At 58.9% G+C, this 13,464-nt stretch carries 14 protein-coding genes and 1 pseudogene; 4 read left to right on the plus strand and 11 right to left on the minus strand.

Going from position 1 to position 13,464, the window contains the following annotated elements; all coding sequences use genetic code 11:
• Window positions 1-127: 127 nt before the first annotated feature.
• The 3 genes and pseudogenes from DMO26_RS32650 to napE form a co-directional block, all read right to left on the minus strand.
• Window positions 128-1,042: pseudogene (locus DMO26_RS32650) on the minus strand (molybdopterin-dependent oxidoreductase); the annotation flags it as partial.
• A complete protein-coding gene (locus tag DMO26_RS32655; RefSeq protein ID WP_117196441.1) occupies window positions 1,017-1,304 on the minus strand; it encodes a chaperone NapD in 288 nt (95 codons plus the stop codon). The pseudogene DMO26_RS32650 and the gene DMO26_RS32655, both read right to left, overlap by 26 nt.
• A gap of 39 nt (window positions 1,305-1,343) precedes the next feature.
• The gene (gene napE, locus DMO26_RS32660) at window positions 1,344-1,535 is read right to left on the minus strand and encodes a periplasmic nitrate reductase, NapE protein (protein ID WP_117196442.1); all 192 of its coding nucleotides are present in this window, start codon (window positions 1,533-1,535) and stop codon (window positions 1,344-1,346) included.
• A gap of 578 nt (window positions 1,536-2,113) precedes the next feature.
• On the opposite strand from napE, the gene DMO26_RS32665 reads away from it, so the two are divergent.
• Together DMO26_RS32665 and DMO26_RS34035 are read left to right on the plus strand one after the other, a co-directional pair.
• On the plus strand, window positions 2,114-2,329 hold the full coding sequence (locus tag DMO26_RS32665; protein ID WP_162895181.1) for a hypothetical protein: 216 nt from the start codon (window positions 2,114-2,116) through the stop codon (window positions 2,327-2,329).
• A 387-nt stretch (window positions 2,330-2,716) separates the two neighbouring features.
• Entirely contained in the window at window positions 2,717-2,911 is a 195-nt protein-coding gene (locus tag DMO26_RS34035; protein WP_162895182.1) for a hypothetical protein, read from the plus strand.
• A 472-nt stretch (window positions 2,912-3,383) separates the two neighbouring features.
• Here the strand turns inward: DMO26_RS34035 and DMO26_RS32675 are convergent, their stop codons facing one another.
• The 8 genes from DMO26_RS32675 to DMO26_RS34650 form a co-directional block, all read right to left on the minus strand.
• Window positions 3,384-4,295: an FAD:protein FMN transferase gene (locus DMO26_RS32675; protein ID WP_205421300.1), complete on the minus strand. Its 912-nt coding sequence runs from the start codon at window positions 4,293-4,295 to the stop codon at window positions 3,384-3,386.
• A 3-nt stretch (window positions 4,296-4,298) separates the two neighbouring features.
• Window positions 4,299-4,880 (minus strand): nitrous oxide reductase accessory protein NosL, encoded by a 582-nt coding sequence (locus DMO26_RS32680; protein WP_226951506.1) that lies wholly within the window; start codon window positions 4,878-4,880, stop codon window positions 4,299-4,301.
• Complete coding sequence (locus DMO26_RS32685; RefSeq protein WP_117196445.1) at window positions 4,877-5,698, minus strand: ABC transporter permease; 822 nt, start codon at window positions 5,696-5,698, stop codon at window positions 4,877-4,879. Before DMO26_RS32685 ends, DMO26_RS32680 begins: the two co-directional genes overlap by 4 nt.
• Entirely contained in the window at window positions 5,695-6,597 is a 903-nt protein-coding gene (locus tag DMO26_RS32690; protein WP_226951507.1) for an ABC transporter ATP-binding protein, read from the minus strand. The genes DMO26_RS32685 and DMO26_RS32690 overlap by 4 nt, the downstream gene beginning before the upstream one ends.
• Window positions 6,560-7,888 carry a nitrous oxide reductase family maturation protein NosD gene (locus DMO26_RS32695; protein ID WP_117196447.1) on the minus strand — a complete coding sequence of 443 codons (1,329 nt, stop codon included), beginning with the start codon at window positions 7,886-7,888 and terminating at the stop codon, window positions 6,560-6,562. Before DMO26_RS32695 ends, DMO26_RS32690 begins: the two co-directional genes overlap by 38 nt.
• A gap of 3 nt (window positions 7,889-7,891) precedes the next feature.
• A complete protein-coding gene (gene nosZ, locus DMO26_RS32700) occupies window positions 7,892-9,823 on the minus strand; it encodes a TAT-dependent nitrous-oxide reductase (RefSeq protein ID WP_205421301.1) in 1,932 nt (643 codons plus the stop codon).
• Between the two features lie 16 nt (window positions 9,824-9,839).
• Window positions 9,840-11,864: a NosR/NirI family protein gene (locus DMO26_RS32705; protein ID WP_226951508.1), complete on the minus strand. Its 2,025-nt coding sequence runs from the start codon at window positions 11,862-11,864 to the stop codon at window positions 9,840-9,842.
• A gap of 419 nt (window positions 11,865-12,283) precedes the next feature.
• On the minus strand, window positions 12,284-12,574 hold the full coding sequence (locus tag DMO26_RS34650) for a hypothetical protein (protein WP_162895183.1): 291 nt from the start codon (window positions 12,572-12,574) through the stop codon (window positions 12,284-12,286).
• A gap of 9 nt (window positions 12,575-12,583) precedes the next feature.
• On the opposite strand from DMO26_RS34650, the gene DMO26_RS34655 reads away from it, so the two are divergent.
• Both DMO26_RS34655 and DMO26_RS32720 read left to right on the plus strand, forming a co-directional pair.
• Window positions 12,584-12,838 carry a hypothetical protein gene (locus DMO26_RS34655; RefSeq protein WP_226951509.1) on the plus strand — a complete coding sequence of 85 codons (255 nt, stop codon included), beginning with the start codon at window positions 12,584-12,586 and terminating at the stop codon, window positions 12,836-12,838.
• Between the two features lie 30 nt (window positions 12,839-12,868).
• Window positions 12,869-13,464: nucleotidyl transferase AbiEii/AbiGii toxin family protein (locus DMO26_RS32720; protein WP_226951510.1), on the plus strand; the 596-nt coding region annotated here is incomplete at its 3' end.

Raw genomic sequence — 13,464 nt, forward strand, 5'->3', positions numbered from 1 at the left:
GACCCAGGAGGTAATGTTCAGTGCCGAAAACTGGCCGGTCTTTGATCGGAACGGTGGCCGGCTTCAAATCGGAATGGTGGCCGGTCTTTGATCGGAATGGCGGCCGGCTTCACGTCGGAATCCGCACATATCCGATGTTCGTCACACCCTTCATGAAAGTGGTGTGCTTGCGAACGAACTCTTCGTTTACTTTCCCGGTCGTGATGATGTGGTTGGCGACGTAGTTTAAGATGGCAAGATCGGTGCCGGGCGTAAAGATGATCGGGACGTCCGCGAGGTCCATGCTGCGATGGGTGAATGTCGAGAGGACCGCCACCTTCACATGCGGGTAACCGAGCCGACGATCGGCCAGACGCGTCCAAAGGATCGGATGCATCTCCGCCATATTCGAACCCCAGAGAACAAAGGCGTCGGCGTTTTCGAAGTCGTCGTAGCAGCCCATCGGTTCGTCCATGCCGAAGGTGCGCATGAACGCATAGGCCGCGGAGGCCATACAGTGGCGCGCATTGGGGTCGAGGTTGTTTGAGCGAAACCCCGCTCGCATCAGCTTCGTGGCCGCATACCCTTCGAAGATGGTCCACTGACCTGAACCGAACATACCGACGGCAGTAGGCCCCTTCTCCTTCAGGACTTTCTTGCACTGCTCAGCCATAACGTCGAATGCTTCGTCCCAGCTTACCGGCTCGAACTCTCCGTCTTTCGCGTACTTGCCGTTACGCTTTCGCAGCAGTGGCGTCTGCAGACGGTCTTCGCCGTACATGATTTTGGAAAGGAAGTAGCCCTTGATGCAGTTCAAGCCTCGGTTGACTTCGGCCTGCATATCGCCATGCGTTGCCACAACCTGGCCTTCCTTGACGCCGACCATTACCCCGCAACCCGTGCCGCAGAAACGGCAGGGCGCTTTTGACCACTTTATTTCGAGTGCCTCGACACCGCCTGGTATTGGCTGAGCTGCCGCAGGGAGCGCAACCCCGGCGGTGGCTGCGGCAATTGCCGCAGCATGGGCCTTGATCAGATCACGCCGTGTGAATTCTCCGATCATCGCAGATTACCTCCTCGTCTTCTGAATGCTCGAACACCATGTTGGCGGCGACCACGCCGTCCAAACCGGAAATCTCCGCGAGGGACGCGCCCAGCTCTCCACTGCTGCCACCTTCGATAACGACGACGATTTTGCGGTCCTGCACCCCGTGCACTCCCACACCAGGCATCTTCGAAAGGTGTTCAACAGTCGCATCTGTTTTGTCTGCCCGGACAACAATGACCGCGCTGGAGACAAAGTAACGTTTGCTCTGGATCGACAATGCCGCCTCCTCAGCGCTTCAGCCGCGAACGCGATCTACTCAATGTCCGGGAGGTCCCGGGGGACCAGTGATGATCTGGAACATCCAGACCAGAAAGCCGTAACCGCCGACAACCCCCACCGCGAAAATGGGCCATATGCCGAAGGCGAGCACAAGGAAGGTCACGAACTCCCGCGTCCGCTTCCCTCTCGGGGAACCGACTTTATTCCGGCTCGTCGAAAAATCAGACACATCTCTCTCCCATGAGCGTGCGACCTCCAACCAACAACATGCGTCAGCCTTTCTTCATGTCAAGGACCACCCTGGGTTTTATTGACTTCTGAGGGGAAGCGCCAATTCAGCCAGGCAGCCTAGGTTCTCTGTGGCAGATGGAGCTGTTTCCTCACCCGCTTGGCAGGCAGCCATCGATTGCGAGCAGGCTGGTGACCTGTTCATCAGCGGTAGCGAGTACCCCCGCCCTCGAGCCCTCGCGCTGGCAAGTGGTTCCGACCGAGATCGCCAGAGAAGCCGGCCGCGCACTTCCACCGGTTGGCAATGTACTTCCGGTGGAAAAGTCGAAGGCCCCCCGGGTTCTCAAGGTGGATGTGGTTTGAACGATGCTCTCGTGGCAGGGCATGTCCCGATGCCCATCGCCTCCCTACCTGGCGCATTGGCAACAGTTTAACAACGAACATAAGCGGCGTCACGCGAGCACCGAACGCTCACCATCTGCTTGTGGTTGTAAAAAATCGTCGATGAATGACTGGAGACGACGAATCGATCGTGTGTTGGTGCCGTTGCAACGACGTGTCGACAAGACGAGGAAGCTAGTGACTGCCAACACCGTCGAACTCATTCCTCACGATGGCTACTGGTTAGTCCGCCTGACCGAGAACGGATGCCAGTATGAGCGGGACTTCCGGTTTGAAGAACATGCCCTTGCCTGGGCTGACGGTCAGTACAAACGGCTGCTGGAAACTGGTTCCACCGATCGCAACTTCGGCACGACGTTCAGCAAGAATCCCGACGGGTTTCTCGGTGGGTAGGGGATGAGGGCGGGCCGCGAGACAGCGTTTGGAAAGGAGATCGTGAGGAAGACACTTGCGCTATCGCGACTTCACCGAAGCGACCAGCCCCTCGCCCTCTCCTGCCAGCAAGCTGAACAAAATCCATGCGTGTCCATTGGCAATGTCTCGACGCCTCCTTTTGCGGACTTGCTCGTTTAGGTCTAGGCAACCTTACGATCGATGAGGACCAACAATCTATCAACTGCACCCGCTGCCGTCAGTCTGAGCACTTGCCTACATCAATGAACGGTCCTGTTGGAGGATTGAGCGGCAGATAGAGACGGGGCCGAGTTGACGTGTCGCTGGAGCAGCTTTGACTTTTGTCAATTTCTCTCCAGTTCTGCTCTCGGCTCAAAAGGTGACCCAATGCGACGATACGCGATTCTGAAGACAATCGAACACTTCCAAAACCTGCTCCGGGCTGAAGCTGATCTGGAACGAAAAGAAAAGCTGACGGAGCTCATCAAACTTGAGTATGACAAGCTGGATTCGGAGGAATCCCGTGAGCAAACTGACGGCGCTGTAAAAGGCCTGGGGGAGTCGATCCGCAAGAGGGAATAGGCATTGGACGAAGAAGCCAATTAGGGCGGAAATCGATCCGTGCTGCACGCACCAGGCGTTACCCTCGTCCAAATTTGCCTCAGCAGAAAGCCGGCTCGCAGGGTAAACATCTGCGTCTTAACCAAGAGTGGGCGAGTGCTAGATGGATCAATCAGGGGGAAGACCACCCATCTGCGGGTGACATAGTGGCCACTTCTGCTCGGTGAATATCCCCCGGATGGGCGATGTCAGCACCCACATGCGTCATCACTGCAAGTAATCACCCCCAGGCGAAGGAAGCCGATCGACATCACGAGAATTCAACTTACCGGGCAGGCCAATCGCAGCTGACGATTTCAGCCATTGCGTGACCATGCCACCACAACACAGCTTCCGCAGCACTCACTTGATGCACAAAAAGAATCACTGGCAGTGGTGCAGTTGGCGCTATGGCGAGATCTCCTTTGAAACAGCAAAAAGACGCGGCTTGTAGCTAAATGCCGCCTTCCAGACGCGCTCCTGCAAAGCCCCTAAGCATCGCTTCTATCGACCCAACATCGGGCATGAGGCAAGCGGCCGTTGCCAGAGCATCTGCCACAGCAGCCGAGGGGGCAGAGATCGACACCGTGTCCCATCGTACCGGGATTGGCATTCCCGTTGCGGGATCAAGGATGTGACCATACTCTCCGCCTTCATCGAAGGTCGTCCCAAGGGGAGCGGATGAAGCGAGCGCGCGCTGGCGTAAATTCAACGACTCGCCAGTCTTGAGGACGACCGGCCAGCCGCCGCCTTCTGGCTGACCGCCAAGAGCCCGCAATTCACCTGTGTCAATCAAGATGTTGTTGAGACCTTCAGCCTCCAGCAGCGCCGCCACTCGATCGGCAACATACCCCTGTCCGATCCCGTTGAGCGACAGCGCCATGCCATGTTTGAGGGTGATCCCTGCGGCATTCAGCTCAACCATGTGCCAGCCAACATTGCGTATTGCTTGTTCGATCGCCTTGGCATCCGGTCGTTTACCGTGGACGGCAGCTTCGACCCAAAGTGCCCAGAGCGGCTGGATGGTTGGATCGAAGCGCCCGCCAGAGGCGGCATGAACACCGCCAGCCAGCGACATGCACTCCAGTAGCTCGAAAGGCGGATGGGCGAGCTGCCCTTCGCGATTGAGCATGGCGAGGGAGCTGTTCGGGCGATAGAGACTCAGGATATCCTCCAGCCGATTGATTTCTGCCATAACTCGTCGGCCAATGGCGTCGCCATCCGGATGGCTGATACGGATTGAGACGCGCGCGCCAAGCGCCTGCCCGGTCCAGAGCCGCGACGTCCGCATGGTCGCGTGTACGGCCGCCGGCAGCATGGCGAGCGCGGCGGAAATCGTGATGAGGCGACGACGGGTTATTGGCATGGATCAGCCTCCATTTTTGTTATTCAGGGCGCCCAGGCGGCCTTGATGGTCCGCGTTGCTGCTCTCTTGGTTCGGATCGCTGTCGACCGGGGCGAGGACTAAGTCATCGGTAATGTCGGCAAGCCTCAGCACCTGCCCCCCCTCGGCGCGCACGAATTCCTCCGCACGCGCTCGGCTCGAGAAGGGCACCGTCTCCGGCGCTCCCATTCCACCTTGCCGACCAGACCCGACAACATAAAAAGCATTTTCAGCAGTGATCCAGTTGCCGGCCCCGGGCTCATCCCAGGTGGCGCTGGCAGCACCCATGTCATTGATATAAAACGCGATGATGGGCGCCAATTGCTCGGGCGCGCGAGTGTAGGCAATGGCGTCGCGGATCTGACTAAAGAACAACGGCGCCGGATTGTCCTTCAGGAAGACCTGGGCTTTGGGGCCTGGATGCTCCAAGAGATTCATCTGGCAGTAATGACCGAGCGTGTCGGGCGTGAGATCCTGGGGTTTGATGTTCTGGCTCACCTCCTCCTTGCAGGCGCTCAGCAGCGCGAGCATGGCTAGGAAGAGCGCCGGGCGAATAAGGTTCATCATAGTGTCACTTTCTGAAAGGCTGCGGTGGCAAGCGCGACGGAAGCCAGCGGCCAGAGAAGAAGCGAGGCAGCCGACTGCCAGAGCGGGATAGAATTCGCCGCCCCTCCGATGCCGCCTGCCGCGGCGACCGCTGACGCCGCGGAGAGATTGAAGACGCGGAATGCATCCGCCGGATTAGCGAGCAGAGCTATGGGCAGCACCTGCGTCGTGAAGGCTCCGCCAGCGTCCGATACGATCAGCGCCAACAAGGCGAGATCGTAGAGAACCACAGCAACCAGCCAGACGGCGACGGCGAGCCCAGCCGCCCCAGAGGGCCGCCGCGCCAGCGCCGAAAGTGTGTAACCTGCACCGAGAAAGGTCGCCCCGAGCAGAACCGAGGACCAGATCAGCCGCCACAGCGAGGCCAGACCCGCGATCGCATCGGGATCCGATCTGACGGCGACCAGCGCCGCCGCGCCAAAGCCGAAGCCGACTGCAAGCGCGAGGATGGCAAGATGCGCAAGCAACTTGCCGAGCAGGATCTGCAGACGCGAGACCGGATATGTAAGCAGCAGAGGAAGCGTGCCGCGCTCCACCTCGCCCGCCAAAGCGTCGAAGCTCATCAGCAGCGTCAGAAGAGGAACGAGATAGACGGCAAGCGAGGTCAGTGACGCCACCGTCACGGACAGCCGGTCGACTCCGACATCGCCGGTCGGAGCGGAGCCAGCGGCAGCCAGTACAAGCGCGAAGAGCACCATCATGCCGGTGGCGATGGAAACCCATCGGTTGCGGAACGCGATGCGGAACTCAGAGATGGCAGTGGCAAGGATACGATTCATTGCCCATCCCTCCGGCTGAAATGGCTGTAAATGTCCTCGAGGCTCGGAGGGATGACGTCGAGATCCGCGACCTGGTGGCCCAGGGCGGCGACGCCGGCGAGGAGCGGCAGCTTGTCCGACTGGTCGCAGGCGATGCGCAGCACGCCGTCTTTGCCTTGTATGCCCAGGGGAAAGGCTGTGGCCAGCGCTGCCGCATGGCCGGCTGCTGGGCGAACCAGAAGCACGATCGGCAGCGCCGCGCGTGTGCGCAAATCGGCAAGTGTACCTTCCGCCACGAGTTCTCCACCAGAGAGAATCAGAATGCGGTCGGTGCGCGCCTCCACCTCCGTCAGGACATGCGACGAGAGCAGGATCGCGGTACCGTCCGCCGCAAGTCCGTCAAGCAGTTCATAAAAGTCGCGCCGCGATACCGGGTCGAGGCCGGATGTCGGCTCGTCGAGCACCAGGAGGCGGGGATGGCCGATCAGCGTCTGAGCGAGCCCCACACGCTGACGCATGCCCTTTGAGTAGGTGCCGATCCGCCGCCGCGCGGCATGCAAGAGGCCCACACGCGCCAGCAGCTCCATCGCCCGGCTCGGGCGTTCACCCCTTAGAGAAAGATAGTGGCGAAGCTGCTCTTCCCCGGTCAAGGCCGGATGAAAGGCGACGTTTTCCGGAAGATAGGCCACCTTTGCCCGCGCTTCAGACGAACCGGGACGCGCACCGCAGACCCTCACCTCGCCGCTTTCGAACGGGATGAGGCCAAGGACGATCTTCATTATCGTCGACTTGCCAGCACCGTTGTGACCGAGCAAAGCGGCGCGCTTTCCAGGTTCCAGAGCCAACGAGACATCTTTCAACGCCTCAAGCGACTGAAACCGCTTAGTGAGACGAGAGATCGTCAGAGTCGGCGTCATCATGATTTCCTTCGGTCCAGCGATTGGCGGCCTCGGCTTCATAAGCGAGAATTTCGGGCGGGACGGACATGGTCAGGGGGTGCATTAAGGGCGCGCTGTCGCGCACGCCTCCAGGTAGCGTGGCGGGGAAATCCCGTTGGCTCCAGCGCACGAGTTGGACCGCGGGTGAGCCGATGAGCAGGCCCGCAGCCGGTTGCGACCAGAGGATCTGGTCCATCAGGTCGTTGGGTCGATAGAAGCTGTCGGCGACGCCGTCGCCGTTGAGATCGAAGGCCGGATGGTCGGACCAGAAATTGCCCTTGCCGTCGAGGCTCCATTCCATGTTGCGGGTGCCGACATACTTCACCTGTTCCCGGTTGGTGATGAAGGCATTGTCGGTCAGCACGTTCTTCTCAGAGCCGGCGGTGAAGTGAATGCCGATGCCGCAGCCCTTAAACCGGTTGTGCCAGATGAGGTTCTTGTGCGCGTTGTAGATAAAGAGGCATTTCTTCGTGCCGCCGCGGACCAAATTGCCTGTGACATCGGCATTGTTGGCGTAATTTAGCATCAGCCCATGCTCCCGGTCACCCAAACTGAGATTGTTTTGGATCTTGGCCCGGTCGGAGAACATGATGGCAAAGCCGAGATGGTTTCCGATCGAAATATTGCCAGAAATCTCGGTATTACGAGTATACATGAAATGTACTGCAAAGCGCAGATCGCGCATGATATTGCCACGATAATAGCTGTTGGCGCTCGCATTGGAGAATATGCCGTCTCGGCCGTAGCGAATCCTGTTGCGCTCGAGCCGCGTGCCCGGGCTGTTCCAGACATAGATGCCGTTGCCGCGCTCGTTCATCCGGGGGCTGCGGGCGCCAATTATTTCGTTTGCCAAAACGGCCGCGTCGCGGCCGCCATGCACGTCGATGCCATGCATGTTCCCCGTGACAAGCAATCCTTCGATCTGGACGCGATCGGCGCCCTTGATGATCTTGATACCGGCATCAAGGTCCTCGTTCACCCGGCCGGAGCCAGTGACCGTAAAGCCGGTCAAGATCACATCAGGCGCGGCAATCGTCAGCACGCTGCCTTTGCCAAGTCCATCGACCACTGCTCCACGTGGGCCGGTGACCGTGAGGGGTCGATCAATGGTGACGGGGCCGCCATAGGCCCCGTCCATGAGCTTGAGCACGTCGCCGGGCTCGGCACCGGCGACGGCTGCGGCCAGGCTGCCCTTCCCTGGCATGACTTCACGCTCCGCGGCAGATAGCTGCGAAGAGAGAAGAAGGCCGATCAGAAGGAGAGACAGGCGCATTGTTCAAGCAGCCTTCGGTTCGACGAACATGCGACCGCGCATTTCCATGTGCAGTGCATGGCAGAACCACTGGCAATAGTACCAGTAGACACCCGGATTGGCGGCAACGAAGGTCACTGAGCTCGTCTGTAGGGGTCCGATCTCCATAGCGACGCCGTGATTGCCCATGGTGAAGCCGTGAGTCAGGTCATCGATCTCGTCGAGATTGGTGACGATGACGGTGACCTCGTCGCCTTCCTTGACCGTAAAGCTCTGCTGGCTGAAGGCAGGTGCGACTGAGGTCATGTAGACTCTGACCTTGTTGCCGTCCCGGACCACTTGGTCTGTCCACTCATCGATATTAACTCCATCGGCTTCGGCCTGTTTGCGGGTTTCGGCCCATATCGGGTCCTTGCGGTCCCAAGTCGAACGGATGTTGGGCAGGATGGAAGGCGCAACAGCGATAGCGTCATGCGGTTCGGCGAAGTTCGGGCCGTCGTGCACGAGCTTCATCTTGTCGCCGGAAATGTCGATCAACTGATCGTTCTCCGGCTTCAGAGGGCCGACGTTCAGGAAGCGGTCCTTGGAGAACTTGCACAGGCACACCAGCCAATCATTGGAGGCGTCAAGCGTCTCGCCCATGACCGTCTTCAGGTGGCCAGGCTGGTACTGGACGTCCAGCTTGTCCTTGATCGGATTGACCTTTTCGCCAGCAAACGCATTGATGGCATCCGCGATGTTCCACTTCACCACCTGGCTGTCGAGGAAAAGCGAGGTATAGGCATTGCCGCGACCGTCAAAAGCGGTGTGCAACGGGCCGAGGCCCAGTTCCGGTTCCGCTACCACAGCGCTACGCGGATCGGCATTGTTGTAGAACAGGGCAGCGAATTTGGTCACGTCGAGGACTGTGACAGTCGGCGAGAGCTTTCCCCCAATGCACAGATGCTTCTTGTCCGGCGCCATGTTGCAGCCGTGTGGATTATTGGCGATCGGGATGTAACGGGTGAAGAGGGATTTTGCCTCCTTGCGTCCGTCCAGCACCTTGACGCCGTTGATCTCCTTATACTGCCCCGCGGCAATGGCCTTTTCGATCTCGGCGATGTTGAAGACGACGACGTGGTCCATCTCTGACTTCGTCATCTCTTCCAGCGTCATGCCCATTTCTGAGTTGTAGCTGGTCGAGAAAGCCCATTTGCCCTCGTAGTCGGCATCGCAATTATCGAGATTGCCGGATACCTGCACCTGCCATGCCACGTCCCACTTTTCGGCATCGACCGCAGTGAAAATGTTCACATAGCTGGATACGTCCTTCATCGTCGAGCCGTCGTTGATCAGCGGCGCCTCATCCTCGCCGTTGCAGAAAACGTAGTTCGTCTTCGGCCATTTCTGCGGACGCATGCCGTGGATGCCCTTAGCGTTGGGAATTTCCAAGATGGCATCGGTCTTCATCACATCGCAGCGGACCCGCCCCACACGAGTGTTGGCCTTATCGTTCACGAAGAGATATCGACCGTCATACTTTCCGTTCGTAAAGGACATGTGCACGTGGTGCAGGTCGCCGTTGTCGTGGATTTTCTTGCCGTTGGCGGCAAGTTGCTTCTTGGTCTTTTCCGACATCGTGCGCTGATGGATTCGGATCGATTCATTTGTCTGACCCCAGCCGGTAGCCGAGCAGCGGTTGAAAACCGGTACCCGCATCAGTTCGCGCATGGAGGGGATGCCGAGAATACGCATTTCGCCAGTCTGGCCAGAGGACCAGAAGCCGTAATAGTCGTCAAGCTTGCCGGGCGCGACGGAGCCATCGCTTCCGGTCGCAGCGTTGGCCGGTGTCGCAAGGACGGCAGCCCCGAGGCCCATGACGGCAGGTCCTGTCATTCCAGCCAGAACAGCCCCTCCGGCGGTAGCGCTGAACAGAGCCCGGCGGCTCAATCCCTTGTTTTCATTCGGATCCATCATCGATTTCCTTCTTGGGTTAGACTTTGTTTGCGGGAACTTGAACCGGAGCGCTCCCCAGGCTTGCTGCCAGTTTTGCCCGTGATTTCATTTTCTTGATCACGACAGGGCAGACGGATTCTGACTGGTAGAGGACCTGGCAATGCAGACAGTTGATGCATTCGTTGGGGTTGATTTCCCCCGTCTTGTGAATCGCTTGCACCGGGCATTGATTTGAACAGGTTTGGCAGGGATTTCCGCATTCGTGATACCGCTTGAGCCAGTCGAACATGCGCAGCCGAGCCGGGATCGCCAGCGCCGCGCCGAGCGGGCAGAGGTATCGGCAGTAGAAGCGCTCGACAAAAAGCCCGGCCACCAGGAGCGCTACGGCATAGGCCACGAACGGCCAGGCGCGAATGAATTTCAGGACGATTGCGGTCTTGAACGGCTCGATCTCTGCAAGATGCTCGGCCTGCTCGATACTCATCAGCGACACGCCGAAGAGACCGAGGAAGATCATGTATTTTATCGGCCAGAGCCGTTCGTGCAGGCCCCATGGCAGAGTCCATTGGGGGATTCGCAGCTTGCGAGCGATCTGGTTAGTAAGTTCCTGAAGCGCGCCGAAGGGGCAGAGCCAGCCACAATAGGCTCCCCGGCCCCAAAACAGCAGGGCCGCCGCAACCGCAAACCAGAGGATGAAGGTCAGGGGATCGAGCAGGAAGGCTTGCCAGGAGAAGCCGCTGACCAAGCTGCCGAACAGGGCCATCAAATTAACGACCGAAAGCTGAGCACTGGCATACCAGCCAAGGAAGACCAAGGTCACGGCCAGGAAGCCCATACGGAAGATGTAGAAGGTGCGGGCATTCCTGGTGGCGAAGCCCTGGAAGAAGAATACGCTGGTTAGCACCAACAGCATGGTGGCGACTATGGCGATCTCGACCTGCTTGTCGCTCCAGATCCGCTTCCAGAGTTCCGCCTGCGCGGTGTCCTCACTCTTGTTGACGACGGCGGCGACCTCTTTTGCCTCCCTGGCCGGAGCGGCGACTGCGCGCAGATATCTCTGCGGCAGTTGGTAACCGAGATCGAATGTCTGAAAGACCTTCTCTACCGGACCGACCTCACGCTGCACCAGAAGCTGGATGCGGAACGGCTTTGCGGGATCGAAGCCGACGCCCGCGGGGATGCGGAACAGGTCCATTTCGGTGAATTCCGGCGCGCCTGTAAGCGCGATGCCACCAAAACGACGATGGTCGCGGTCTCGGAAGCGCACGGACACATCGTCTTGGATCAGCACGATCCGGTCGAAGATACCGCCACGCACATAGCCCGAGCCCTTAAATGAATAGAGCCCGCGTCCTGCTACGGCGATGGCATGCTCGCCTACGCCCAGCCATTGGCGGAGATTGCCCTCTTCTGCCGTCCCGAGCATGGCACCGCCGATAGCCGGAACCGAAACCAAGGCTACCTGCATATCGACGAAGGTGGTCTGCGGCGCTGCGGTCAACGCCCGATCGCGGGCGCGCGGATCGGGATGGGCGGCGAAGGCGCCGTTGACCTGTGCCACGTCAAGCGAGAGCCTTCGTACGGTTCCGTCGCCTTCTGCCTCCGACCACTCGGTGGGCTGTTTCGCCGCCGGATCGACCTCAAAACGTGGCCCAGCATCAGCAGCTTCCGGCACCAACCCACCCAACCCGAGGGCACGGGCAACCTTGAGGCTGGAGCGGATAATCGAATCGTCGATCACCATCACGGTCACGGTGGCACCGGAGATGATATTCACCTCATGGGCCGTACCGCCGGATTTCGCCTCGGCGACGAGGTCCAGACCGACATAGCCGGCAACGAGCGCCTTTATCTTCGCTTCCGGAATCCCGATAAGGACGATCGGCTCCGAGTGCTTCACCAACTGCACGCTGACGATTTTCGCATTCATATCCACGGCCACGAGCGAGTGGATTGGCTTGCCTGAATAGCCCGTGGTGCCGACGAAGTCCGAGGTGACGAAAATCCATGCTATGGTTTTACCGTCCTTCAACACCGGAGCAACGGCCAGGTCCTTCCGCATAGGTCCGAGAGCGTCTGCGCCCGGGACCAGATCAGAGATGTTTGTCTCCGGCAGATACTGTTGCAGAACCGCCGCTGAACCGGTGGACGCCGTGAGACATAGGTAGGCGCAGAGCAGAAGGATTGGACGAAGGATTCGCATTCAATTTCCCGGAAATCACTGCCGCAGCAATAAGCCGTCGCGCAACATCATCATTGCGCAAGATCAAACTGCCGATTGTTTTATTGAGAAGCAGCGCAACTAGTGGGTCGGAGCGCTAATGCGTTGGCATGTCCACAAACGGCAATTTGAACGCGCGCGATCTCGCTGAACCCGAAGGCAATCACGAGACTCTCATGGCGCTTTGCCTCGCCTTGAGCGAGATAGCTTTTTCGCTCCTGCAGAGGTCGATCGGGATCCCTGCTTGCGCGCATCGCTGATCATGCCAGAGACCTCTCCTCAATCGCCGGAAATGCATTAATGCGTTCGGTCGTCGCTTTTCGCCATTGTGCTGCATCCCTAGCTTGAAAGATCGGCATTCGCGCCGGAGCTGAGGAACCGCTGGCGCATAGACGGCGTTTGGCAAGGCGCCCGCCGAAGATGGTGCTCTCGTCAAAGCGTTCCTGAAGGACGACCGTTATCTCGTCACCTCCCCCAATGCCTATAATAGCCTGGGTGTCGGAGCGACGCAGCTCTATAACAAGACCGTTGTCTACAACCATAAGCGCCACGGCAACTTCATGCTGGGTGGACGGGAATTTGAGTTCCGCAAGAAACCGACTTTTCCCAAGATCCTGGCCAAGGAATTCCTACTGGTCGACCTGGTCAACGATCTCGACCATCTGGCCGAGGACCGCGAACAGGTGCTGGCCCGTGTGAAAGAGTGTGCTCTGCAGGGCAATCGCAGCGCCCTCATCCGTGCCGCCAAGGAATACGGCATGGTACGGACCCGCAAATTCTTCAACGGTCTCGTAGCGGACACGCATACCAACTGATTTCCTGCATAACCATAAAGATTTCGGACATTGCTGCGCATCGTCGCCGAGGAGAAGGTGCAGCCGGTGCTGGTCGAGAAAGACTACTGGATCATGCCCTGCCTATACGGCCTGCAGCAGCTGAAGATGCGGTTCGAGCTAAAGGGCGGCACCTCGCTATCCAAAGGCTACCGCATCATCAACCGATTCTCGGAAGATATCGATATCCGCATCGAACCTCCCGAGGCGATGGGGGTCAAGACCGGCCCTAATCACGGCAAGCCAGCACATCGCGAAAGCCGGAAGGCCTTCTATGATTGGCTGGCGGAGACGATCGCGATCGACGGCATAAAGAAGATCGAGCGCGATACTGCATTCGACAGCGAAAGTTATCGCAGCGGCGGTATACGCCTCGACTACACCGAGGCGACAGGAACGAAGGGATCTCAAGGATGGCGCGTTACTCGAAGCCGGTTTCGACACGGTGGCTCCCAATATCAAAGGATATCAGCTCCTGGGCCGGGAGTGTCAGGAATTTCGTGTACGGGGTGCATAATGGGTATGAAGGAGATTCCCATGGCACGACGGAAAGAGCCGGTTATCCCGGACGCGATATTGGACCAATTGCTTGGCGGGTCTGACGCCAA

The sequence above is a fragment of the Rhizobium terrae genome (assembly GCF_003425685.1).
Classification (GTDB): domain Bacteria; phylum Pseudomonadota; class Alphaproteobacteria; order Rhizobiales; family Rhizobiaceae; genus Neorhizobium; species Neorhizobium terrae.